We start from the raw sequence: 24,643 nt of genomic DNA on the forward strand, positions 1-24,643 counted from the left end.
AGGTACTATTGCTGATTTAAAATTGCATTGAGCGAGAAAACATGTCATTAAAATAGTATTCTAGGTTTGAAACAATCCAAGTAAATTTTATAAACAATAACAAAGAAATCGTTTTCTTTCGATATGCTACCATTATATAAATAATACAAAAATATTTAAAGAACTACTTTTGTCTATTTGAATTTTTTTAATCATTTAGTTCTTAATACCTACTATATAGTAGTGATTTATTATTAAAACTTAGTGTTGTCTGTTGACGTTTTTAAAATTTCATGGAATAATTTAAATGAATGCGGTTTCATAAATTTTGTAAATCTTGTTTATCACGAAGAAAGGAGGTCTGTATGCATATTGAGGAAACCGTTTTCTATAACTGTAAATAGGAGGATCTTATGAAGAAAACCTTATATGTTTTACTAGCTTTACTATTAGCAATGACACTCATCCCTATACAATCGTTAGCATTTCAAGGTGAAGTAACATCCGGTGCTGGTTCCTATTCTACCGTTCTCCCACCCGGTGCTACAAATGTTCAGGAACAAATCTACAAAACAGACAATTACCAAGGAAAAATGCCAACGAATGACTGGTGGAGTAACCTAGCTTGGGATAAGTACTCAGAAGCACAGTACCCTCACCCCCTTGCAGTTAAAAATCAAGAGGATGGATTTAGAATTTATAACCCTAGCTCTAGAATTACTGCTAACTCTTCTTGTGTCTGTGGCTGGATTAATGATATTCATGATTTCACGGTAGGTCACTCTAATGCATCTACTTTTCCAGACGCTAAAGTCAACGATTCTGACGATTGGTTTGTAAGTGCTTTGTATGAAAGTGGTTCAAACTCTATGGAGGTTACTTACGGACACGGTTCGCCATATGTCTATTTTGATTTTGGCGGAGGAAACCCTGAACTATCGTTTTATACTGCACCTAATGTTTGGTATGGGGACAGTTCAGGTTCTGTATTAGGTGTCACAATAGAAGGCAGTCACTATGCTTTATTCGGGCCATCTGGAAGTACTTGGGCTGGCGTTGGGAGTAAAACATTGACTAACAATCTCAATGGTAAAGATTATTTTTCTATATCAGCACTTCCAGACAATTCACCTGAAACATTAGAAAAATTTAAACAATATGCATACTCCCATATAACAGACACGAAAGTAGAGTGGGCATATGATGAACAAACAAGCTCTGTAACAACCAATTACACATACACCACAACTGCAAAAGAAGGTTCGCGAACAGGTACAATCTTTGCCTTGTATCCACACCAATGGAAAAATATGAATCGATCCCTTCTTCCATATACCTATAACTCTGTTAGAGGACTAATGAAAACAGCGGAAGGTTCTTCTTTCCAAACAAGCATGACATTTACTGGAGTATTACCTTCATTACCTAATAAAGGTTCCTATGACGTCAATCAACTAGCACAATATGTAGATGAAGCAGAGGCAGAAGAATATTCAGAAACACCCGATACGTATTGGGTCGGAAAACGATTAGGTAAACTAGCAACACTAGCTCCTATCGCCGATCAAGTTGGCGATACGACCGCTTCTAGTAAATTTAGAAATGAAATTAGAAATAGACTAGAAGATTGGTTTACAGCGAGTGATGCCTCAGGAAATATAAATAGTTCTGAACTATTTTACTACAATGAAAACTGGGGAACCACAATCGGTTATCCTGACAGTTTTGGAACAGCAGATCAACTTAATGATCATCACTTCCACTATGGATATTTTATTAAGGCAGCAGCCGAAATTGCCCGTGTAGATAAAGATTGGGCAAGTGATTCCAACTATGGTTCGATGGTAGACTTTTTAATTCGTGATATAGCTAACCCAGATCGTAACGACGACCAATTCCCGTTTTTACGTAATTTTGATCCATATGCAGGTCATTCATGGGCATCTGGGCATTCACGATTTGGCGATGGTAACAACAATGAATCCTCTTCTGAAGCAATGAATGCATGGGCCGGTCTAATTTTATGGGGGGAAGCAACAAATGATGAGAAAGTTCGTGATCTAGGAATCTACCTATATACCACTGAAATGAATGCAATAAATGAATACTGGTTTGACGTAAATGAAAATACACATCACCCCGATTTTGGACGTTCTACAGCTAGTATGATATGGGGTGGTAAAACAGTTGGAGATGGTGTATGGTGGACAGCTAACCCAGAGGAAGTTCACGGTATTAACTGGTTGCCTATCACTGGAGCATCTTTATATTTAACCCACTATCCTGAGTACACAGCAACGAATTACAATGCACTAGTTTCTGAAAATGGTGGTACAAACTTTGATGTTTGGGAAGATTTGATTTATATGTATCGAGCCATATCAGATCCAGGAGATGCCAAGTCCTTATATAACGAAAATATTGCGGACATGGTTCCTGAAGCTGGTAATTCGAAAGCAAATATGTATCACTGGATATACAATTTAGACGCAATTGGAAATGCAGATCCTACAGTAACAGCTGATTACCCGATTTATGCAGTATTTAACAAAAACGGTCACAAAACGTATGTCGTTTACAATATGACAGATCAAACAAAAACAGTTCATTTCTCTGATGGCCACTCTGTTACAGTCGCACCAAATAGTTTCAGCACAGGGAACGGAGAAGGTAGTGGAGACCCTGGTAATGACGGAGATCCAAGTGAACCATCACCAGACGCAGTTACCTTACCTGCGAAGATTGAAGCAGAAAACTATACTGCCATGAATGGCGTTGAGCACGAGACAACTACTGATGATGGCGGTGGCGAAAACATAGGCTATATTCACACTGGCGATTGGTTAGAGTATTCCATTAATGTTCCAGAAGCAGGCACATACAATCTGGAATACCGAGTAGCTAGCCAAACTTCAAACGGTCAAGTTCAATTCCAATCTGTTTCTAATACGTTAGCTACAACAGATATTCCTAATACTGGCGGATGGCAAAATTGGCAAACTGTTACCGAAACAGTTGACTTAGCTGCTGGTGAACAAACGGTTAGAATTTACGCAACTGGTTTCGACTTCAATATTAATTGGTTTAAAATGTCACCGAGTAATACAGGTGGTGGAAACGATGGCGGTAGCCCCGATGAGCATGTAACAGAAGATTATACAGCTGGAGTATCTAGTAATTCTGCTGAAGAAGCAATTGTTTATTTCACACCAACAACTACGTCTAACTATGTCGATTTACACTATACGATTAATGGTGGTAATCAACAAAACTTTAGAATGACAAATAACAGCGGAACATGGAAGAAAACAATTTCTGGTCTAAATAGTGGAGACACGATAGAATATTGGTTCACTTACGAAAAACAAGGACCACAATATGATTCACCACATTATACGCATACGAAATAGATAACTAAAAAACTCGCTAAACAAATTTGAAATTGTTTAGCGAGTTTTGTTATGCCTTAACCATATTTTTTAGTGTGAGAAGATGAAAAAAAATTCCAGTCCCAATTAAATGATGGAACTAGAATTATAGCTTTACTTTTCAAACCAACCGTTATTTATTGTTTGTTTATACCAATAAAAACTGTCCTTTTTCGTTCTCTCCAATGTATTAAAATCAACATGGACTAAGCCAAAACGCTTGTCATAACCTTCTGCCCACTCAAAATTATCTAATAAAGACCACGTTAAATAACCTTTTATATTTACACCTGTATCGATACTGCGTCGAATCGATATTAAATGCTGTTTTAGGTACTCAATTCGCTTCTCATCTTTAACGCGACCGTTTTCTACTCCATCATTATAGCATGCACCATTTTCCGTTATATAGATTGGTATCTGTCCATACTGTTCGGTAATCTTTGCTAATATTTTATAAAAACCTTCCGGGTAAATATTCCAGCCAATATCCGTTTTCTCATAGCCTATATCTAGCTTTTCTACATCCAACAAGTCTTCATTTGGCTTATATCTTCCAACGCTACCTGTATAGAAATTGATCCCTAGAAAGTCGATTGGCTGACTGATAATCTCTAAGTCGTTATCTTCTATAGTAAGCGTAGCACCCTTTTTACTGAACCAATTTATCATAAAATCTGGATAACGACCCTTAATTACAGGATCTAGGAACCAATCCTTGAAAATTCCCATCCCCCGATTACTCGCATCTATATCTTCTTGTTTAGAAGAAAAAGGTTCAATCCACTCTACATTTGGTGCATATCCCACTTCACCTTCTATGCCCGAGTTTCGGAATTCTATGACAGCTTTTCCATGCGCAAGCATTAAATGGTGCGATATGTTTACTGCAAGTTGAAGGTCTTGGTTTCCAGGCGCATGTACTCCATCGTAATTGGATAAAAAGGAAACACACCAAGGTTCATTGATCGTAATCCATTTTGAAATCTTTCCACCAAACTCCTGAAACATCAACTTAGCATAATCTGCAAAAGCATCGACTACTTCTCGGTTATTCCAGCCTCCGATATCCTGAAGTGACTGGGGAAGATCCCAATGATATAGGGTACACATTGGCTCAATTCCATTTTCCAAAAGAGCATCAACAAAATCATGATAGAATGCTAGCCCCTTTTGGTTTACTTCCCCTCGTCCATCAGGAAAAATCCGTGGCCAAGATACTGAAAAGCGGTACATATCAATACCAAGTTCCTTCATTAATTTAATGTCTTCTTCATAACGATGATAGCTATCGCAGGCTACATCCCCATTATCACCATTCTGTACTTTGCCTGGAGTATGGGAAAATGTATCCCAAATGGACATCCCACGTCCGTCTTCATAGGCTGCGCCTTCAATTTGATAGGAAGCCGTTGCAGCCCCCCACTTTATATTATCCGGAAACTTTATTATCGCCATAATTCTTACCCTCCGTCTATTGCCTATATAAAAGGGGACTAGGCAGGATTTCTCAACCAGTTACATCCCCCCACACGATTCTCTAACAACTAACTCGGAATCAATAAATATAGGTTTTATCTGTCTTTCTTCATTAATTAGGTCTACTAGCATATGTGCTGCTAATTTACCAAGTCTATCTTTATGCTGTTTCACAGTAGTTAACGTTGGATAGCTAAATCGACAGGCATCAATGTCATCACATCCGATAACCCTTATATCTTCTGGAACTCGTAATCCTTTGTCCTTAATGGCTCTTATTGCACCGAAAGCCATCATATCGGACGCAGCGAAAATCGCTTGAGGATAGGAACCCGAATCAAACATTTTATTCATCGACTCATAACCACTAGTCTCATAAAAGTCACCTTCATGAATCCAAGCTTTATTAATCGGGATACCCAACTGTTTCATCGTATCCTCAAATCCAATTTTTCGATTTCGAGAAACGACTGAATCTGTTCCACCACCAATGTAACCAATATTTCTTTCACCATATAAATATAGTTGCTGAACTACTTTAGCAGCTAGGTTTTTATTATCTGTCATGACGTAACTAGCCCTATTTCCTTGCAACTCGATATCGATCCCTACACAAGGTATATCATGCTTAGCTAATTCATAGATAGCCTCTTCAACCTGATCACCAGCTATAATCACGCAGCCATCAATATTAAAATGACGACACCTTGCTAAATAGCTTCCATTATCCTGATTAAAGCTCTCGTTTGAGAACATTAGAATATCATACCCCAAAATCCCAACCGCTTTCTTAAAAGCAGTTACAACCTCATTAAAGAATGGGTGTGTAAAATCAACATTAATTTTACCTGCATATATTAAACCGATTAGTTTAGATTTCTTTGTAGCTAGTGCCTTAGCAGAAAAAGTCGGCTGGTATCCTGTTTCCTCAATAATAGTCAATACCTTTTTCTTCGTTTTCTCACTAATGCCACTATAGTTATTTATAATTTTAGATACAGTCCCTGGTGTCACGCCTGCCATCTTAGCTATATCTTTTATTGTAAGGTTCATTTTTATCTCCTTCGATCATTTAAGAAATTGGTTTCCTAAATGTAGGTTACTAAATTTCCTAACAAAAATCAAAGTAAATTTACTTTACAGCACCATCTGTGATACTGGAGATAAAAAGTTTATTGAAGAATAAGAAAATAATGACTAGTGGAACTGTAGCCCAGAATACACCAGATAGCAACATCCCAAAGTCTACTTTGAATGTATTATTTAGTGATGCTAAAGCAACTTGAATGGTGTAAACCTCAGGATCTCTTAACACAGTAAACTGCCATAGGAATTCTCCCCATACAGCCGTGAAGACAATAATCCCCAACGTAGCAAATGCTGGTAGAACTATTGGTAAAACAATACTTCTATAAATTTTAAAATTGGAACAACCGTCTAGTTTGGCAGCTTCAATTAATTCATCGGGTACTGATTCACTTATATATTGTCTCATCAAAAAGATCCCTAACGGATTAAGAAAAAATAACACCATTACCCCTGAAAGTGTATCTAATAGTCCAGCTTTTGAAATTAAATAATACTGCGGAATTAAACCAAGCTGGGGTGGAATGACCATTGTTAATAAAATAGCAACGAATAGTGCATTTTTAGCTGGAAACTTAAATTTCGCAAAAGCAAAACCAGCAAGTGAGCTTATTAGCAATACTACGATCGTTACTGTCGCACAGACAATTACTGTATTCCACATCGATTGGAAAAAGTTAATTTGCTCCAATACCTTTTTGAAATTTTCTACTAACATTCCACCCGGAGTAATCGTTGGGGGAATAGAGTTATAAGCTGCACTAGGTCGAGTAGCCATTACAAACATCCAGTAGAAAGGGAATAAGGACAAAAGCGACGCAAGAGTTAAAAAGCTATAAATTAATACCCTACTTAACGACGGTTTTTTCTTTTTTACTCTTTGGCTCATTACTTTGCACTCCTTTTCTTTCTACCCAACCTATTTGTTAGTAGTAAATTTACCGCAGCAGCAATGATGATAATAAACAACAGAATAACAGCTGTTGCAGATGCCGTACCAAATGACTGTAATCTAAAGGCATCACGATATAAGTACATAACTACTGTCATCGCTTCATCTCTAGTAAAGGCACTAGAACCTAAGAATACGGTCGGTTCTGCAAATAACTGTAATGCACCCACTGTTGAAAAGAACACGGTCAATAAAATGAACGGCTTCAACAAAGGCATCGTGATATAAAGTAGCTGTTGAAATTTGTTAGCACCATCAATCGTAGCTGCTTCATATAAATCATTAGAAATACTTTGAATCCCTGCTAGATAGATAATCGTGTTATACCCTACCCATCTCCAAAAGACCATAATAGAAATAGCAATTTTAGTTCCCCACTCCGATGTAGCCCAATCGACAGGATCGAAACCAAACAACCCTAATACGTAATTGGCCATAGATGACTCATGATTACTAAAAAGAACACTAAATATAAGTGCTACGGCAACCATTGAAGTAATATAAGGCATAAATATCGTTACCCTGAAAAATTGCTTGAATTTTAGAAAGCCAAGATTTAATAGAAAGGCTAAAATAATACCAATCACCAATTGTGGAGCTGTCCCCATCAAACCGATAACAATCGTATTATAAACCGATTTCCAAAATAGATCATCCATTAACACTACTCGGAAATTTTCCAATCCTACAAATTCCATTGGACTTAATCCATTCCAATCCTGGAATGCTAAAAATATACTATAAATGGTCGGGTATAAACCAACTAGAGCAAAAATAATAAAGAATGGTGCAATATACATATAACCAGAGATCATGTCCTTTTTTTCTTCTGAAAAGTACCTTTTATTAGGGACATTCTTCTCCTTATTAAGATTCACTTTAGTAGAAGGCATTTTCTCTCCCCGTTTCCAAGTTCTATATGGAAGATGGTGCTCAAATGAACACCATCCTCAAACTCTTACTTTTATCTACTTACTAATTCCTTCGCACGCTCTACAGCACCATTCCACTCTTCTTCAGGATCGCCACCGTTTTTCACATTTTCTAAAGCTGTTAAAAATTCATTGTTAACCGGTACGTATTTCTCACCTTTATAAGGTAATTCCGTAATATCTTTTGCTGCCTCGGCAAATACAACAGATGTTACTTGCCCACCGAAGAACTCATCTTCGTTAGAAGTAAACCCTTCCATTTCATAAACTGCAGGTGCAGAAGGGAATAACCCATTGCTTTGGAATGATTTTAATTGGTTATCTGCATTAGTTAGCCACTTGATAAACTCATATGCTGCTTCTGCATTTTCTGTTTCGGATGGAACAGCTAAGTAAGACCCACCCCAGTTAGCGGAGAATTCAGTTGGCAATGTTGCCACTTTAAATTTACCGGATGCATCAGGAGCGTTTCCTTCCATCCATCCTTTTAACCAACCAGCACCTAACTCAACTGCAAAGTCCCCATTGTTAACTGCGTTTGCCCACTCTGGTGTCCACATTGTGAAGTCACCCACTAAACCAGCTTCATTTAATTCAACCGCAAAATCATACGCTTTCTTCACTGCACTACCGTCTTGATCTGCAATAAACTCACCATCTGTATTTAAATATAGCTCAGGTGCAGCGTCTAGGTAAGCGCGATAAGCCATTTCCATACTATCCACGAAAGGCTTTCCTGTTTTGTCTTTCACTTGTAAACCAGCTTCTTTAAATGCTTCAGGAGAGTTGATTAATGCTTCCACTTCTGCTGGCTCTGTTGGAAGTCCTGCTGCTTCAAACACATCTGTACGGTAGTATAAAGCTTTAGGGCCTATATCAGTTGGAAGACCAAACAGGAAATCACCCTCTGCATTTTCTCCACCATTCCATTTCCATTCTAAATAGTCCCCTTGAATTTCTTCTGCGCCTAAATCATATAGATTCGCAAATCTATCTTGTGCCGCTTTAAAACGGTCTAGTTGATCAATTTCTAACATTGCGATATCTGGTGCACCACTTCCCGCAGATAAAGCAGTGAATAACGCATCATGGTGCTCCGCATTCTCAGAAGTTTTAAATTTAATTTTTACATTTGGATTTTCTTTCTCATATTCCTTAATTAACTCTTCATAACCTGTGGCGCCAAATGTCCAGAATGTCAGCGTCACATCTTTATCCCCACCACCATCTGATGAGCCATCTTCGTTTTTATCGTCACTACAAGCAACTAAAGTAAAAGCAAGAATTAAGATTAATAAAGAACCAAAAATGCTTTTTATGTTTTTCATGTAAATCCTCCTAAAATAAATATAATAAAAGAAAAAAGATACCTTAAGAAACTATTACTACTAGACACCCCCAAACCGGAAATCGGTTTCTAAATTTAAACTAATATCGATTAAGAAAACGTTAACAATTAGATTATAAACATAACTTAATGCAAAAATCAACCCTTTAGTGGTTAAATTACCCACAAATTTAGAAATCGGTTTCTATTGTTTCGTTATTGTTAGATTGTTTCGTACTTTTCCTCTAACTTTCAACGACTAAAAAGAGTTGTCTTTAAGCGACAACTCTTTTACAACTATAGTTTATAGTTCGAACCACTTATTACTAATGGCTTGCTTAAACCAATAATAGCTATCCTTCTTTGTACGCTCAAGTGTACGATAGTTTACATGAACGATACCAAAACGCTTACTATAGCCCTCAGCCCATTCAAAGTTATCCAATAAAGACCAAGTTAAGTATCCTTTCACATTTACACCTGATTCAATCGCCCTACTTAATGCAGTAAGGTGTTGTTGTAAATAGTCAATACGACCGTTATCACGAACACGACCATCAACTGGTTCATCATTATAACAAGATCCATTTTCTGTTATATATATAGGAACATCACCATAGCGGTCAGTAATATGTGTTAGCACATTATAAAAACCTTCAGGATAGATAGGCCAACCTATATCTGTCCGTTGATAGCCGAATTCAACCAGTTCCCAGTCAAGTAATCCTTCATTTTCTTTATAGCGCGCAACATGTCCTGTATAATAATTAATTCCAAGAAAATCAATCGGTTGATTAATAGTTTCCATATCACCATCTTCAATGACCAGTTCAACGCCCTTTTTCTTGAACCACTCTACCATAAAGTCTGGGTACTCCCCTTTAAACACTGGATCCATAAACCATTCTATATACCAACCTACTTCTCGACGACAAGCATCGATATCCTCTAGTTTATTACTATAAGGATGTAACCAAGTAGTATTTGGCGCATAACCAATTTCCCCATTAATCCCTAACTCTCTAAACTTTTGCACCGTTTTACCATGTGCAACTAATAGATGGTGAGAAATCTGCGTAGCCAACTGCAAATTTTGATTACCAGGCGCATGCAACCCGATATAGTTAGACAAAAATGCTATACACCAAGGCTCATTTAATGTAATCCAATATTTAATTTTCCCAGAGAATTCCTTGAACATCGTTTCCGAGTAATTAACGAATGCATCAATTGTTTCTCTGTTGTTCCAGCCCCCTTTATCCTGCAAGGCTTGCGGTAGATCCCAGTGATATAGTGTACACATCGGTTCAATGCCTGCCTCAAGTAACTCATCAACCAAACGATGATAATAATCTAACCCCTCTTGGTTCACTTCTCCTGTACCATTAGGGAAAATACGAGGCCACGCAACTGAAAATCTGTACACATCTATTCCAAGTTCTTTCATAAGTTGAACATCTTCTTCATAACGATGGTAGCTGTCACAAGCTACATCACCATTATCTCCATTTAGTACCTTTCCAGGAGTTTTAGAAAATGTATCCCAAATAGAACCTCCCCGTCCACCTTCATTTGTTGCTCCTTCGATTTGATAAGATGCTGTTGCCGTACCCCATTTCATATCTTTCGGAAACTGTATAATAGCCATTATAAACCCTCCATGTCTTACAAGTTATTAATAAATCTTTGATAAGCAATATCTCCATGTTCCGGTAAAAATTCGTGTCCAAATTCATGATATAGTAACATCGTCTTTTCAGCAGTTATCTTATTGTAAGCAGCATACTGACTAGATGGTAAGCAAATGTTATCTCGTAGTCCTGTAACCCACGAAACATTTGCCTTAATTCGATTCGCTAGATTTTGAATATCAATATAACCTAAACGATTAAACACTTCATCATTTCGAGCATGCGTTGGATCAAAGCACCTAAAATAGTATGCTATCTCTTCATATGCTGAATTTTGAATATCCATTTCCCACATTCGCTTATAATCTGATAAAAACGGATGAACAGCAAATAACTCTTTCACTCTAGGTTCTAATGCAGCACAAGCAGTTGCTAAAGCACCACCTTGAGATTGACCATATACACCAATCCGGTTTTGATCTACTTCTTCCATAGACATAAGAATACGAACTGTTTGAACAGTATCCAAAAACACTTGTCTGTAGTAAAGATTGTGTGGATTCGGATCATCGATTCCTCTGATAATATGACCCCGAAGAGTAGGACCTTTAACCGATAAGTTATCTTCTGATAATCCACCTTGCCCTCTACAATCTAATGCTAGAACCATTACTCCTTCTGCTGCATACGCCACCTTGTCCAGCCAATCACCAGAATCCACAGAATATCCGTGAAAGATTGCTAGACCTTGCCCTGTTGCTTTTCCTTGCTTCGGTTTTGCAAATTTACAATGTACTCTAGCACTACCTACTCCAGTAAAATAAAGATGATAACAATCTGCAAAACTAGTTTTAAAATTAGCGGGAACAAGCTCATAATCTAATGATTGTCCATCTAATACCCGTAAAGCAGATGCCCAATATTCATCGAAGTCATCAGGTCTCGGGCTTTTTCCCATGTATTTCTCTAATTCTTCAATAGGCATATCTATGTGCATTTTCTACACCCTTTCAACAATAGAATGTTACTTTGTAAGTATTTCATCAATATTAGCTAGCTCTTCATCCGAAAAATCTAAATTAGCTAAAGCCTTTACATTTTCCTCCACTTGTTCGGGTCTACTAGCACCAATTAAAGCAGAAGCTACTGTTCTATTCCGCAATACCCATGAAAGCGCTAGTTGAGCAACAGATTGATTACGCTGATCCGCTACTACTTTTAATCGCTTTACCTGTTCCAAACTTTCTTTTGTAACCTGGTCCTCTGAAATGGAATCTACTTTCTTCGCTACTCGTGAATCACTAGGGATCCCATTTTGATACTTTGTTGTTAACAAACCTTGATATAGTGGTTGATATACGATTGCCCCTAATCCTTCCTCTTCTAAAACAGGAAACAAATCCCCCTCAGCTCCTCTTAGGAACATCGAGTACTGGGGTTGATGGACAATAAATGGTGTTTTTAGTTCACGAAATAGTTTTGCTGCTTGTTGTGTAACATCAGACGGATAATTAGAAACACCCACATATAGTGCTTTCCCTTGCTTAACAACAGTATCTAATGCTCCTACTGTCTCCTCAATCGGCGTTTCCGGATCGTATCGGTGAGAATAATAAATATCGATGTAATCTAGTCCAAGTCTAGTTAAACTCTGGTCCAAACTTGCAAGCATATACTTTCTGGAACCAAAATCGCCATACGGACCAGGCCACATATCGTAACCTGCCTTTGTAGAAATGAGCACCTCATCTCGATATCCACTCAGTTCCTTATGAAGAATTTTCCCGAATGTTTCTTCTGCGCTGCCTGAAGGTTCACCATAGTTATTAGCCAAATCAAAATGAGTAATCCCCAAATCAAAGGCCGTTTGTACCATTTTTTTGGCAGTTTGATAGCTTTCCACTTCCCCAAAATTCCGGTACAACCCAAGTGAAATCGCAGGCACTTTCAAACCACTATTCCCACACTTTCTGTACTCCATATCATCATATCTATTTAATTTCGGTTGATAATTCACAAGATAAAACCTCCTATAAAAGATACCGTTTTCATTATACCATATTATTACTTAATCGTTAACTTTAAAAATAATTTTGTATCACTAATTTTTTAAGTATATTAATAAATATCTATAATACTAAGTTTCAAATTCGAATATATTCTACATACTTAAATAAAAAAGGTGAATATTTCATAAATGGGAATATATGGTACAATTAAAGCATCATTCTTAAGAATTTTATATATTTATTTTTATCTATGGGATGGAGGATGAGAGATAAATTTAAGGAACTATGGAGAAATGACATAGCTCTTTTTCTTACTTCTATAATACTAACTACTCTTGCTCCGCTTCTAGCAGATCAGCTAATTAACCTAGATGGTCCATACGTCGAAGATATAAAAATACTGCTTTTTTTCATGGCAATCATTTATGTACTGTCAGTAATACTTCTGCTGATTTTTAGAAGACTATTGGGAAGTAAAAATCAAGAAGTGAGTTCAGAATATATATTCCTATTTTCGGTTTTAGTCGGTTATTTTTTCACTATCATACAGTAATAGTATTTCAACTTTAGAACTGTTTTCAAATGAGTTTTGTGATGGTTGTTTCATAATAGAACTTAATAAAAATAGAGCAACGATTTTATTAATCGTCGCCCCACTTGCTCAAGCTTTTTCTACTGCTTCAATCCATGTTTTAGCCATTAACATATTACCTGTCGTATTCATATGAACACCATCGATTGTTAATGAGAAGTCACTACCAACTTTTAAATAGTCTACAAACGCAGTATGTGTAGGTACTAATACTGCACCAAATTCATCTACCATCTTATGAACAACATCTACATATTGTTTAAGAAGTACGTTCCCTTTTGCTTTAACGTCCTCTTCAATAATAGTAGGTTCCATAATAATCATTTTTGCATCCGTTTTCTCTTTAACTTGGGTTAATAAATCGCGGTATATCGCTTCAAATTTTCCAACGGTTACCTGTTCTAGATCTGGATTATCCAACTGTCTCCAAACGTCATTAATTCCAATTGATACAGAGACAACATCTGGCTTAAGATCGAATACATCCTCCGTCCATCTTTCAGCTAAGTTTGTAATACGATCACCACCTACTCCCCTATTAAACATGTCAAATCTGGTTGCAGGATAGGTGACCCGTAGATAGTCGTGAATTAACATAACGTAGCCAGTACCAATCTGATCTGACTTTCCGTCTCTTCCCCATTCTGTAATACTATCTCCTATAAAAACAATACGATTTCCAAGTTCCATTTTTAAACCTCCAAATGGTTTATCTATTTCGCTAATACCGGTTCATTACTATACCAATGTTTGACGATTTCTTCCGCTTTTTTACCGTATATATCAAAGTCTTTATCTTTTTTGGCGTCCTCCAGTGGGTAAAGCTTTGTTTTCCAATCCCACCAAAAGAAGCCTGCAAACCACGGCTCATCCCAAAACACTTTCATAACCGAGCTATAAAAATTAGCTTGTTCCTCTTCATCAAAAGGTAAATCGGTATGCTCAAAGTCCCATGGCATAGTGGCGCAACCAGCTGCACTTCTACAACCAATTTCCATGAAAACAATTGGTTTATTAAATTTTTCATGTAGCTTTTTCATTTTCACTTTAACTTCTTCCCACTTTTTGATCATATTTTCTTCACTATCACCTGCTTTTTCTGCAACAGGATAATAAGCGCTAGTTCCAATAAGATCCACTTTATCAAACCATGCTACACCTTCTTCTTTTCCATGGTTCGCATTATAAATAATTAGGCCTTTGTATTTTGAGCGCACCTCTTTGATTACCTTTTCCCATCTCGCTGTTTGGCTCTCAGTATTAATCATCTCACAACCTATACAGAACATTTCACAACCTAGTTCTTCTGCAAGTTCTGCATAATGAAGTAGGAAATCTGAGTATGATGAGAACCATTTTTCCCAATGATCTACCGCATCCTCTGGGAACCCAATTCTCGCCCTCCAGATCCCATCTCTACAATTAACAACTGGTTTCAAGCATACTTTTAATCCCAATTCCTTCGCTTTTCGTACAGCAAACTCAATATCTCTATCCGTCATTGTTTGACCATAATCAAAAGATATTTCTGTAGAATGGAAACTATCTTGAAGCGCGTAGAAAGAAAGCGCAATCCATTCACTACCAGTCGCCTTTAGTTTTTCTAGTGATTCAACCGCTTCATTCGTGCGGTAGGCACCTCTAGTTGTATTCCACCCATAAGTCATCCCTTTTATAAATATTTCCTTCATGTAGAAACCTCCTTAAGATATAACACCTGAAGTTGATTCACGTAGCATAATTTCTCCTGCTAACATCACTTTTTCAAACGGCGCATCTTTTTCTTCAATTCTCCTCATTAACATTTCTACTGCGCGCTTACCCATGTCCTCCTTAGCAACGTTTATGGTTGTTATAGTTGGACTTTGCTTATACGTAAATTCTTTATTATCAAATCCAGCAACAGATACATCTTCTGGAATACGGACACCAGCATTTGTTAGTACTGATACTACCCGAGCAGCTATATTGTCATTAGCACAAACAAATGCAGTTGGAAAAGTATCCTGTCCCCTATTCTTACTTAACCATTGATAAAATTGTTCTTCCACTTTAAATATGTCTAAATTCATTAGTTCGGTATCTAACTCGTTCAGTATCCCTTTCATTTCTAGTACACTCTTTAGTCCAAGCCATCGATCATAAAAACTTCTTGAATAATGTATATCTCCAACATACTGGATTTTTGTATGTCCAATTCCCATTAAATAGTTAACTAAATTCATACTGCCATCAAAGTTGTTATTAAATAGCGTGTCACAAGGTAACAGGAGATCTTCATAATCTACCATTACAATTGGCGTGTTCATCTTCTGAACTTCTAATAAAAGATTGGATGAAACAACCCCGACACTAATGACACCTAGAAACCCGGTAGGATTTAATATATTGGAGAGTACCTTTACATTCGTCTCCGTTACTACTACTGCTCCATAACCTAGCTTTTCCAGACCAGAGGAAATACCATCAACAATCCCACCCCAATAGGAGGATTCCATCGTCTGATACCTAATATTAGGCATAAGAACAAGGACATTCCCTTCTTCCTTTAGTCTATTGGTTTTAGATGCATTTGATAATTTTATACTGCTAACCTTACTATTCTTTTGAGCGAAATAACCTAATTGAGATGCTGTATCAATCACTTTACTACGGGTCGACTCATTGACACCTTCTTTCCCAGAAAGTGCTTTAGATACTACATATTTTGATACACCTAAATAATCCGCAATTTGCTGCATTGTTACTTTCTTTGCCATAATACCAACTCCAACAGCTCTTTTTTGTTTCTATTATACTGTAGTTTGCATCTAATATGGGACGCTCTGTTACGGAATGACCAGGCGGAAAGTAGAATTCCATCATGGTACCCATGTTTAATTAGTTATGTGATATACACTGCGCACCTTTAATTGTTGCTCAAAGGCTTCTCGGGTTAGTTCCATACTAAGACTAGCTTTATCCACTTTAATTTTTCTACTATTTCCCGCTGATAAATCAAAATAATTATCTTCAAATTTAGCATCTGCTTCTTCTAATTCTAATTCAATATATTTCGTAAATGCTTCTGTTTCAACTGAAACAATAAATGCATCTTCTACCTCACTAACATCTGTTTTAAGATTTGGATTAAGAAAGTCAAAATGCTTTGGCTTCGTAAACAAAACTGTTGAGGAACTATAGGTTTCATCTTCTATTATTAATGTACATTCTAAATACGTATTCAATATGTTTTTATCTGTTAAAACTTCTTTGAAATCAAGCTTTTGACAGCTCTTAGCGGAAAGAGCATCCACCTTTATATCCACATACCCTTCCTGCAATATTTGCGTAGAATGATTCCTCAGTTCCCATTCCACTCTACAGTTAACCGCATCTAATGTATCATTCGTCACGAACAAATCTGCCGTTTTCCCTTCTTCTGCAACGGAAAGTAGAATAGGGTCATAGAACTTTTTCGTAAAATAGTGCAACGCCTTCCAACGTCCGTAATAATCGATACTTGACCAAGAAGCTACTGGCCAGCAATCATTCAATTGCCAATAAAGAGAACCCATACACCTTCCTCTATTTCTACGCCAGTGCTCCACCCCATATTTAATAGCTTCCGCCTGTAGAAGTTGCGATGTATAAAGCAAGGAATCAAAATCTTTCGGATACAAAAAGTTCTCTGATAAGTAAAATAGAATCTTTCCATTAGCTGCATCATTTTTCTGATGTTTCTCCATTACTCTTGAAAAAATATTGCGATCTTCTGGTTCAGTAAATGTTTTAACCGTTTTTAATGACGGGAATGACTGAAAACCAAACTCAGAGCAAAATCTAAAATAAAAGTTTCGATAATCCGTGAACGGCTTTTGACCGTGCCAAACTTCCCAATAATGAACATCACCAACATCAGGATTTCTCGGGTCTCCAAAGCCACCACCTGATGATGGGGAAGAGGACCAGTAAAATGTCTCTGGATCAAATTGTTTTACTAGATCAGGTAAAATGAATTCGAACAATTTAATATAATCTCTTCTTTCGGATGGATCCTTTGGCCAACCCCAATACTCCATCGCCTCTTCTACTTCATTATTTCCACACCAGATTCCTAGACTTGCGTGGTGCCTAATTCGCTTAATGTTATCAATCGCTTCTTGCTTTACATTCTCCTCAAAATCTTCTGTTAGTTCATAAACACTACACGCATACATGAAGTCCTGCCACACTACTACTCCATAGCGGTCACAAAGGTCATAGAAGTAGTCATCTGGATAATGTCCACCACCCCAGACACGAATCATATTAAAATTCGCTTCTACACAGTCTTGGATTAACTTCTCCGTTCTAGACTCTGATGCTCTTGCTAATAAATTATCTTCCGGTATATAGTTGGCACCCATCATAAAGATCGCATGGCCATTCACGATAAACTCAAATGACTTGCCCCACTGATCAAGTTCATGTTTTACCTCAATAGTGCGTAATCCAATTTGATACATCTTTTCATCTAGTACACTATCCTTATTACTTAACGTTTTTACTTCTACTGTATATAAAGATTGCGCACCGTATCCTCTTGGCCACCAAAGCTCAGGGTTTTCTACTATAAAAGTAATTGTTTCACTTCCAAAAGTCGAAGGTATATTATTTATTTGCACTTCACCCTGTGGGTTGGTGAGCTTAACCTGAAGTTGCACATTTTCAAGATTTCGTTTTTGTACTTGAACATTTACTTCTATCTTCACTTGGTTGTTGCTATGATCTTGATTAATATATACATCATCAATTCTCCCAGTACTCCAAGCTAATATCGAAATATCCCTCCAAATACCTAAGTCAGGTATCTTTGGACCCCAATCCCACCCAAACATACTGTGAGATTTACGTAGATGTGGATACCCTTCTATAGCATGATCTACCCCCATCAATGGATTTTGCACTTGTCTTTCTTTGATATATTGTATTGGGGAGTAAAGCTTAATAACCAATTCATTTTCACCACTAAAAATATAAGGCTTAATTTCAAACTCATAAGTACGATGCATGTTATTTGTTTTAGCAATTGTATTACCATTTATTATAATTTCCGAGATGGTATCTATCCCTTCGCTCCGCAATACAACGTTCCCTTCCTTTAGAAATTCATCTGCCACATGAAAGTTTCTAGTGAAAATGTAATCCTTAGAAGCTATATCATATGCTTGGTCTTCATTATCACGATAAAAAGGATCCTCAATCAGTCCAAGTGATAACAAATCATGCATTACTGAACCAGGAACTGTTGCGTCCATCCATTTTGATTCAGTTGATGGTTTCATTTTCCACAATCCATTTAAATTAATCTTTTCCATTTCATCACCTGACCCCTTTGTTATTTTTGTTATCATTATTATTTAATTTTGTTAGCTAAATTATATCACACAGCGCTAACTTTTCAATAATATTCTCATGTTTTTTAAACAGAAGATAAACAATGTTTATTCATTTTTTTAAAAATGTTATTTTGTTAGTGGTTATTATAAAAATGATAATAAAACGACACCTTATATAGATAAAGTGTCGTCCTTATTATTTAATAACTATCACTATTTTTTTATGTCGCAACATCTACAGACTCACCAATAAGTAATAGGTTCTAACGAAGCGAATTCTTAAAGCTCTCTGATTTCGTAACGTAAGAAGCCTTCCCAACGTCGCATCGCATTTGCACTCAACTAATTAAAGTGTAAAGAATTGAATATAGTTACTGGTAACTTTCTCTCAACTGCGCTGTTCGTAAGCACGAAAGTATGCGAAAAGAACCTTGGATTAAATAGAACTATAAAAATCTTTGATTACTTTTTCAGCAGGCTTCCCAAAAACAGCATAATCATCATCTTGATTCGCTTTATTTTCCTGATACAAAATAGCCTTCCAATCCCATAATCCAAACCCTTTCACCCAATCTCTTTTACACGTCGCCGCAAACATATCTTTGTAAAATTCCTCTTGTTCCTTTAGATTAATGTCACCCTCAAGAGACCAATCATTAGGAACATCAGCTGAGCCATTACGGCTAGGGCACCCTGCTTCCGCAAAGAAAAATGGCTTTTGAAAAGGTTTAATAATCTCTTCAATACGGTCAAGCTGATTTTCCCAATCACCAAGTGGATAATATCCACTCGAAGAAATAACATCTACTGCATCCCACCATTTCACATTTCCTTCTTGATATTTATCGGTATTATACGTAATTAAACCATGATAGACTTTACGCACCTCTTCAACTAAAGCACGCCACTCTTTATCTTTTCGCTCTGTTTGAACCATTTCACACCCAACAATAAACATCTCACAATTTAATTCTTCAGCAATCTCTGCATAATGAAGTTGGTAATCCGTGTAACTCTTGAACCAATCAGACCACTTAGGTTCACATGGAACATCAATATCAAAGAAATTTATATGCGCTCTCCAAATCCCATCTTTTGGATTAACAGTAGGCTTGATCATCACTTTCAGATCAAGAGATCTAGCATATCGAACCATATCTATTAGTTCTTCATCACTTACCATATGGTCTCCCTTATAATCGATCTCAGTCGAAAATGCCGTTTTCTGATGTGCAGCTAGAGCTATTATCACATAGTTACTCGCCGTCCGTTCCTTCATTAACTTGAGCGATTCCTTTGCTTCCGGCTTTTTAAAATCCCCTTTTTTCGCTCCCCAACCGAATGTAAACCCCTTAATATACTCCATAATCTCGCCCCTTCTCTGTTGCATCCTACCATCCTGTAGTACAACTCTAGTTCTCTTAGTTTCCGAAAATAAAAGGTAAACCTCGTTAGGTTTACCTTTATTTTTTATAGTTTTCCGTTTTCTTTATCATCCGCTACATCTTCATGGTTTTCCTTCACGTACGAAACTATTTCATCAATTGTCGTGTATGCAATACCAACATAAGTGTCAGCAGCACCATAGTAAATCGCAATTCTTCCCGTATCTGCATCCTGTAATGTTGCACAAGGGAAAATAACATTTGGCACAAAACCTCTTTCTTCATACCACTTTTCAGGAGTCAGCACAAAATTCTTTGCTCTGTACTTCACTTTAGATGGATCATCAAGGTCTAAAATTGCCGCACCCATGGAATACACAAAACCGTTACACGTACCAGTTACACCGTGATAGAACATTAACCAACCTTCAGACGTTTCAATCGGAGCTGGTCCACCACCAATCTTTACATTTTGCCACCAACCGTCACCACCCTTGCTCATTACATGACGATGCTTACCCCAATGCACGAAGTCAGGACTTTCACTTAAGAAAATATCACCAAATGGTGTATGACCACTGTCACTTGGACGCGACAACATAACAAAGTTGCCGTTAATTTTACGTGGGAATAATACACCATTACGATTGAACGGTAAGAACGGATTCTCTAAACGTACAAACGTTTTAAAATCAACTGTTTTCGCAACACCGATTGATGCACCATAAAAATCTGTACACCAGATAATATAGTATTCACCTTCAACTTTCACTAGTCTAGGATCATACGCATATAAAGGGTTATATTCCTTACCATCTTCATCTATGAAGTCTATCGGATTGTCGTTTATATCCCAATTAAGCGCATCTTCGCTCCAACCCATTCTTAAATGCGGGCGTCCATTTATTGTTTCAGCACGGAATACACCAACAAACTTATCACCATATGGTGCAACTGCACTATTAAATATTCTAGCCACACCTTTTGCTGGATTACGATCAATTACTGGATTTTCAGAATGTCTCCAGACTGGTAGTTCACTTTCTACTCGTCTATCTTGCCAAGGAATATTAGGCAAAGCATTTCCAACTATTTTTACATTCGCCACTACTAAAACCCCTCTCATTATGTTAAATACAACTCACTTGTTAGTCTTAGTTTTTTTATAGAATAGGGATGTCCATTAAATTTTATTTTACTGAACCTGCTGCAAAGCCATTGTAAATGTATTTTTGTAATGCGAGAAACGCAATTAAAGTCGGGATAATCGCAATCATAATCCCTGCACAAATAATTTCCCATTCAGATCCGTAAGGCCCTTTAAATTTAAATAAGGCTGTTGATATTACATGCAAATCAGATTTTGGCATGTATAGGAACGGGGTATAGAAATCGTTATACACATTAACACCTTTTACAATAATTACCGTTACTATCGCAGGTTTTAATAATGGTAAAACTATTGAACGATAAATTCTAAAATAAGAAGCACCATCTAACATCGCTGATTCATCTAGCGAGACAGAAATAGATTCCATAAATTGAAGGAAAATATATACAGCAATAATGTCTGTTCCTAAGTAAAGCACAACTGCTGCCCACATCGTATTAAACAATCCTAGATTATTTACAATTTGAAATGTAGCTACTTGAGTAGTTACACCTGGAATCAATGTAGCTAATAAGAAGGCACCTAGAATTAACTTACTACCTCTGAATTTAAATCGATTTAATACGAAAGCCACCATTGAACCTACTAAGGTTGTTCCAATGATTGAAATCACAAGAATAATAACCGTATTTTTAAACCCCATTAACATATTACCTTCACTAAAAGCACGTTTAAAATTAGCAATGTTTGTCCAGTCGCTAGGAGGTGTTAGAGGACCAGTATTGGAATATTCTGTACCTGTTTTGAATGCTGCAAAGAATACTACTAAAATCGGTAATATAGCAACACAGGCACCTAATATTAAGGATGCATATTTGAAGACATTACCTAAAGATCGATTTAATTGCCCCATATTAATCATCCTCTCCAAAGAACTTTTTCTGAATGACTGTCACAATCACTACAATGATCAATAAGATTACAGCCATCGCTGAACCTAGACCAATTTTTCCATACTTGAATGCTGTATCGACTGTTTGGATTACGAAAGTCATACTGCCATTCGCACCACCAGTCATAATGTACGGAATTTCAAAGGCACTTAAAGCACCGCTTATTGCTAGAATTAAGTTTAATGAAACTATTATTTTAATACTTGGTAATATTATATATCTGAACTGATGCCATCTATTAGCACCATCAATTTCCGAAGCTTCATATACATCACCTGGGATAGAAGATATCGCACCCAAGAAAATGATAAAGTTAAAACCCATATATCTCCATACAGATGTTCCCGCTAAAGATATGTTTATTAGATCAGGGTTTCCCAACCACAATTGAGTAAAGTTACCTAGACCAATTGCCGATAGTACCGTATCTAAGGCACCATCCGGTCTAAAGAAAAATAAGAACATAAAACCAATCGCAACACCATTTAATAAGTAAGGGAAGAATAATACCCCTTTAAAGAAATTCTTAAGTCTAACTTTAAAGCTCAAAATAGTCGCAAAATATAAGGCAATTGCCATTTGAACAAATGTACCTACAAAATAATACAAACTAACTGTAAATACACGGAAATATTCCGGATCCGTAAATACCGTCCTATAATTTTCTATCCATATGAATTCTTTCTCACTAAATCCATTCCAATCGGTGAAACTATACCAAATCATATTAGCTACTGGCAAAAAGGAAAAAGTAATTAATAGTGCCATTGGAACAATTAAAAAAGCAGCAATAATAATTTTCCTCTGGTTGCGATAGGATATATCTGGGAACCTAAACATAAATTTCCTCTTGTTACGAAAGGACATATTCGAAAACTTAAACATAAATTGCACCCCCTAGCTTTTTGGTAAGAACAGGAAAGGAAAGCGCAAAGACCGCACTCTCCTTTGTCCTTATCACTATTCACTCAATATCTATTTATTCAGCAGTGACTTTTTCATAAGCAGCTTTCCAATCTTCATTCCAGCTGTTCATTACATCATCATAACTCATGTCTCTATTACCAATTGCAGCTTCGATAAGGATCTTTTTATTTGGTTCTAACCATAAACCAACTTCAGATTCTTTATCAATTTCATCCAATAATCCCTTTTTGTCTTCTGGGGATGGCGTTAACATGGAGAATTCCCATCCTTTTTCTTCCCCAGCTGCTAAAGCTTCTGGAAGTGGAACGTCTTTAGCGGCACTAATTCCACCCGCTTGTTCTACTGAGTAACCAGATTCATTAATAAACCAATCAACCCACGCAAATGCAGCTTCTTTATTTTCACTATGTTTGTTAATAGAAATATTTAAGTCAGCACCCAATGAGAAAATAGTTTTTTCAGCATTAGTTGGGAATGGCATAATAGCAATGTCATCAGCATTTTCGCCTGCACCTTGAATTTGTTCAAGAGCCCATGATCCTAAAACCATTGTTGCGATTTCACCATTGTTCATCATAACTTTTGATTTTTCCCAATCAGTAGTTAATGGATCTTTTTCGATTAACCCTTTTTCAGCAACATCATACATTAATTTATAGTGCTCGTAATGTGGATCTCCCTCATCAAACGGAGTCGGGTCGTCTAACATATCAACATTGTAGTAATCAACACTACCAGCAGTTGTTGTTACAGCACCTTCCCACTGAGTTAGCGGCCAACCCGCTGCATAGTTAGTGTACATTGGAATAGCATCCGTATTATCTTTCACTTTTTGTAAAGCTGCGATAAAATCTTCTGGTGTTTCAGGAATATCTGTTACTCCAGCTTCCTCAAATACCGCTTTGTTATAAATGATACCAGTGTATGTTACAGCAATTGGAATACCATAAACAGTTCCATCAACTGCTCTTTCCTCTACACCAAGGTATTTTTCAGACATATCATCTAACGAACCCATCGGCTCGAAGAAGTTAGGAATATCTTCAATCGGAACTTGTACCGGAAGATATTGAACATCACCATAATCTTCTGTATTCATACGAGGCATAATTTCACCACCGTAATCAGTAAGAGCTTCAAACTCAACATTTACATTTGGATATTTCTCTTGAAACTTCGCCTTGTAATCTTGATATACCGAATCAACGATATCAGTACGGTGAGTAATTACTGTAAGATCTCCTTCTATTTCTGAAGGATCTTTATCTTTCCAAGTTTCAGCTACAGGTTTACTATCTCCACCTTTGTCTCCGCCACTTTCTCCGCCTTCATCAGACGAACAACCAGTGAAAATCATAAGTATTGTTAAAACGCTTGCAATTAACATCAAAAGTTTTTTACTCATTTCTTTTGACCCCTCTCTTTTCGTTAAGTTAACGTTAAAGTTATTAACAACCTAATAATATAATGAAAACGGTTACTAGTCAATAGT

At 36.8% G+C, this 24,643-nt stretch carries 19 protein-coding genes; 2 read left to right on the plus strand and 17 right to left on the minus strand.

Features of this window, described 5'->3' with window-relative positions:
• Positions 1–392 precede the first annotated feature (392 nt).
• Complete coding sequence (locus H7K77_RS07410; protein WP_186577096.1) at positions 393–3,389, plus strand: glycosyl hydrolase; 2,997 nt, start codon at positions 393–395, stop codon at positions 3,387–3,389.
• Between the two features lie 132 nt (positions 3,390–3,521).
• Here the strand turns inward: H7K77_RS07410 and H7K77_RS07415 are convergent, their stop codons facing one another.
• The 8 genes from H7K77_RS07415 to H7K77_RS07450 form a co-directional block, all read right to left on the minus strand.
• Positions 3,522–4,865, minus strand: a complete 1,344-nt coding sequence (locus H7K77_RS07415) for a GH1 family beta-glucosidase (RefSeq protein ID WP_186577097.1) — start codon at positions 4,863–4,865, stop codon at positions 3,522–3,524.
• A gap of 60 nt (positions 4,866–4,925) precedes the next feature.
• The gene (locus tag H7K77_RS07420; RefSeq protein WP_186577098.1) at positions 4,926–5,939 is read right to left on the minus strand and encodes a LacI family DNA-binding transcriptional regulator; all 1,014 of its coding nucleotides are present in this window, start codon (positions 5,937–5,939) and stop codon (positions 4,926–4,928) included.
• 79 nt (positions 5,940–6,018) lie between these two features.
• Positions 6,019–6,861: a carbohydrate ABC transporter permease gene (locus tag H7K77_RS07425; protein ID WP_186577099.1), complete on the minus strand. Its 843-nt coding sequence runs from the start codon at positions 6,859–6,861 to the stop codon at positions 6,019–6,021.
• On the minus strand, positions 6,861–7,817 hold the full coding sequence (locus tag H7K77_RS07430) for a carbohydrate ABC transporter permease (RefSeq protein WP_186577100.1): 957 nt from the start codon (positions 7,815–7,817) through the stop codon (positions 6,861–6,863). Before H7K77_RS07430 ends, H7K77_RS07425 begins: the two co-directional genes overlap by 1 nt.
• A 71-nt stretch (positions 7,818–7,888) precedes the next feature.
• A complete protein-coding gene (locus H7K77_RS07435; RefSeq protein ID WP_186577101.1) occupies positions 7,889–9,184 on the minus strand; it encodes an ABC transporter substrate-binding protein in 1,296 nt (431 codons plus the stop codon).
• A gap of 303 nt (positions 9,185–9,487) precedes the next feature.
• Positions 9,488–10,831 (minus strand): GH1 family beta-glucosidase, encoded by a 1,344-nt coding sequence (locus tag H7K77_RS07440; RefSeq protein ID WP_186577102.1) that lies wholly within the window; start codon positions 10,829–10,831, stop codon positions 9,488–9,490.
• 17 nt (positions 10,832–10,848) lie between these two features.
• A complete protein-coding gene (locus H7K77_RS07445; RefSeq protein WP_186577103.1) occupies positions 10,849–11,811 on the minus strand; it encodes an acetylxylan esterase in 963 nt (320 codons plus the stop codon).
• A 27-nt stretch (positions 11,812–11,838) separates the two neighbouring features.
• Positions 11,839–12,831 (minus strand): aldo/keto reductase, encoded by a 993-nt coding sequence (locus H7K77_RS07450; RefSeq protein WP_407926422.1) that lies wholly within the window; start codon positions 12,829–12,831, stop codon positions 11,839–11,841.
• 254 nt (positions 12,832–13,085) lie between these two features.
• Here H7K77_RS07450 and H7K77_RS07455 point away from each other — a divergent pair, with 254 nt between their 5' ends.
• Complete coding sequence (locus tag H7K77_RS07455) at positions 13,086–13,376, plus strand: hypothetical protein (protein ID WP_186577104.1); 291 nt, start codon at positions 13,086–13,088, stop codon at positions 13,374–13,376.
• A 108-nt stretch (positions 13,377–13,484) separates the two neighbouring features.
• Here H7K77_RS07455 and H7K77_RS07460 read toward each other — a convergent pair whose 3' ends face one another.
• The 9 genes from H7K77_RS07460 to H7K77_RS07500 all read right to left on the minus strand — a co-directional run bounded on the left by H7K77_RS07460 (position 13,485) and on the right by H7K77_RS07500 (position 24,556).
• On the minus strand, positions 13,485–14,105 hold the full coding sequence (locus H7K77_RS07460; RefSeq protein ID WP_186577105.1) for an SGNH/GDSL hydrolase family protein: 621 nt from the start codon (positions 14,103–14,105) through the stop codon (positions 13,485–13,487).
• Positions 14,106–14,128: 23 nt separating this feature from the next.
• The gene (locus H7K77_RS07465; RefSeq protein ID WP_186577106.1) at positions 14,129–15,106 is read right to left on the minus strand and encodes a glycoside hydrolase family 113; all 978 of its coding nucleotides are present in this window, start codon (positions 15,104–15,106) and stop codon (positions 14,129–14,131) included.
• Positions 15,107–15,118: 12 nt separating this feature from the next.
• The gene (locus tag H7K77_RS07470) at positions 15,119–16,174 is read right to left on the minus strand and encodes a LacI family DNA-binding transcriptional regulator (protein ID WP_186577107.1); all 1,056 of its coding nucleotides are present in this window, start codon (positions 16,172–16,174) and stop codon (positions 15,119–15,121) included.
• Positions 16,175–16,291: 117 nt separating this feature from the next.
• Positions 16,292–18,790: a beta-mannosidase gene (locus tag H7K77_RS07475; RefSeq protein ID WP_235988863.1), complete on the minus strand. Its 2,499-nt coding sequence runs from the start codon at positions 18,788–18,790 to the stop codon at positions 16,292–16,294.
• Positions 18,791–19,211: 421 nt separating this feature from the next.
• Positions 19,212–20,141: a glycoside hydrolase family 113 gene (locus tag H7K77_RS07480; RefSeq protein ID WP_186577109.1), complete on the minus strand. Its 930-nt coding sequence runs from the start codon at positions 20,139–20,141 to the stop codon at positions 19,212–19,214.
• Positions 20,142–20,245: 104 nt separating this feature from the next.
• Positions 20,246–21,286, minus strand: a complete 1,041-nt coding sequence (locus H7K77_RS07485) for a glycoside hydrolase family 130 protein (RefSeq protein WP_186577110.1) — start codon at positions 21,284–21,286, stop codon at positions 20,246–20,248.
• Positions 21,287–21,350: 64 nt separating this feature from the next.
• Positions 21,351–22,184 carry a carbohydrate ABC transporter permease gene (locus tag H7K77_RS07490; protein ID WP_186577111.1) on the minus strand — a complete coding sequence of 278 codons (834 nt, stop codon included), beginning with the start codon at positions 22,182–22,184 and terminating at the stop codon, positions 21,351–21,353.
• 1 nt (position 22,185) lies between these two features.
• The gene (locus tag H7K77_RS07495) at positions 22,186–23,064 is read right to left on the minus strand and encodes a carbohydrate ABC transporter permease (protein ID WP_186577141.1); all 879 of its coding nucleotides are present in this window, start codon (positions 23,062–23,064) and stop codon (positions 22,186–22,188) included.
• A gap of 139 nt (positions 23,065–23,203) precedes the next feature.
• Positions 23,204–24,556, minus strand: a complete 1,353-nt coding sequence (locus H7K77_RS07500; RefSeq protein WP_186577112.1) for an ABC transporter substrate-binding protein — start codon at positions 24,554–24,556, stop codon at positions 23,204–23,206.
• Positions 24,557–24,643 lie beyond the last annotated feature (87 nt).

The organism is Aquibacillus kalidii (genome assembly GCF_014280935.1).
Lineage (GTDB): Bacteria > Bacillota > Bacilli > Bacillales > Amphibacillaceae > Aquibacillus_D > Aquibacillus_D kalidii.

What these genes read in the sequence shown, in the direction of transcription:
- H7K77_RS07410 (WP_186577096.1), top strand. Translation starts at nt 393, where the DNA reads ATGAAGAAAACCTTATATGTTTTACTAGCTTTACTATTAGCAATGACA.
- H7K77_RS07415 (WP_186577097.1), bottom strand. Translation starts at nt 4,865, where the DNA reads ATGGCGATAATAAAGTTTCCGGATAATATAAAGTGGGGGGCTGCAACG.
- H7K77_RS07420 (WP_186577098.1), bottom strand. Translation starts at nt 5,939, where the DNA reads ATGAACCTTACAATAAAAGATATAGCTAAGATGGCAGGCGTGACACCA.
- H7K77_RS07425 (WP_186577099.1), bottom strand. Translation starts at nt 6,861, where the DNA reads ATGAGCCAAAGAGTAAAAAAGAAAAAACCGTCGTTAAGTAGGGTATTA.
- H7K77_RS07430 (WP_186577100.1), bottom strand. Translation starts at nt 7,817, where the DNA reads ATGCCTTCTACTAAAGTGAATCTTAATAAGGAGAAGAATGTCCCTAAT.
- H7K77_RS07435 (WP_186577101.1), bottom strand. Translation starts at nt 9,184, where the DNA reads ATGAAAAACATAAAAAGCATTTTTGGTTCTTTATTAATCTTAATTCTT.
- H7K77_RS07440 (WP_186577102.1), bottom strand. Translation starts at nt 10,831, where the DNA reads ATGGCTATTATACAGTTTCCGAAAGATATGAAATGGGGTACGGCAACA.
- H7K77_RS07445 (WP_186577103.1), bottom strand. Translation starts at nt 11,811, where the DNA reads ATGCACATAGATATGCCTATTGAAGAATTAGAGAAATACATGGGAAAA.
- H7K77_RS07455 (WP_186577104.1), top strand. Translation starts at nt 13,086, where the DNA reads ATGAGAGATAAATTTAAGGAACTATGGAGAAATGACATAGCTCTTTTT.
- H7K77_RS07460 (WP_186577105.1), bottom strand. Translation starts at nt 14,105, where the DNA reads ATGGAACTTGGAAATCGTATTGTTTTTATAGGAGATAGTATTACAGAA.
- H7K77_RS07465 (WP_186577106.1), bottom strand. Translation starts at nt 15,106, where the DNA reads ATGAAGGAAATATTTATAAAAGGGATGACTTATGGGTGGAATACAACT.
- H7K77_RS07470 (WP_186577107.1), bottom strand. Translation starts at nt 16,174, where the DNA reads ATGGCAAAGAAAGTAACAATGCAGCAAATTGCGGATTATTTAGGTGTA.
- H7K77_RS07475 (WP_235988863.1), bottom strand. Translation starts at nt 18,790, where the DNA reads ATGATAACAAAAATAACAAAGGGGTCAGGTGATGAAATGGAAAAGATT.
- H7K77_RS07480 (WP_186577109.1), bottom strand. Translation starts at nt 20,141, where the DNA reads ATGGAGTATATTAAGGGGTTTACATTCGGTTGGGGAGCGAAAAAAGGG.
- H7K77_RS07485 (WP_186577110.1), bottom strand. Translation starts at nt 21,286, where the DNA reads ATGAGAGGGGTTTTAGTAGTGGCGAATGTAAAAATAGTTGGAAATGCT.
- H7K77_RS07490 (WP_186577111.1), bottom strand. Translation starts at nt 22,184, where the DNA reads ATGGGGCAATTAAATCGATCTTTAGGTAATGTCTTCAAATATGCATCC.
- H7K77_RS07495 (WP_186577141.1), bottom strand. Translation starts at nt 23,064, where the DNA reads ATGTTTAGGTTCCCAGATATATCCTATCGCAACCAGAGGAAAATTATT.
- H7K77_RS07500 (WP_186577112.1), bottom strand. Translation starts at nt 24,556, where the DNA reads ATGAGTAAAAAACTTTTGATGTTAATTGCAAGCGTTTTAACAATACTT.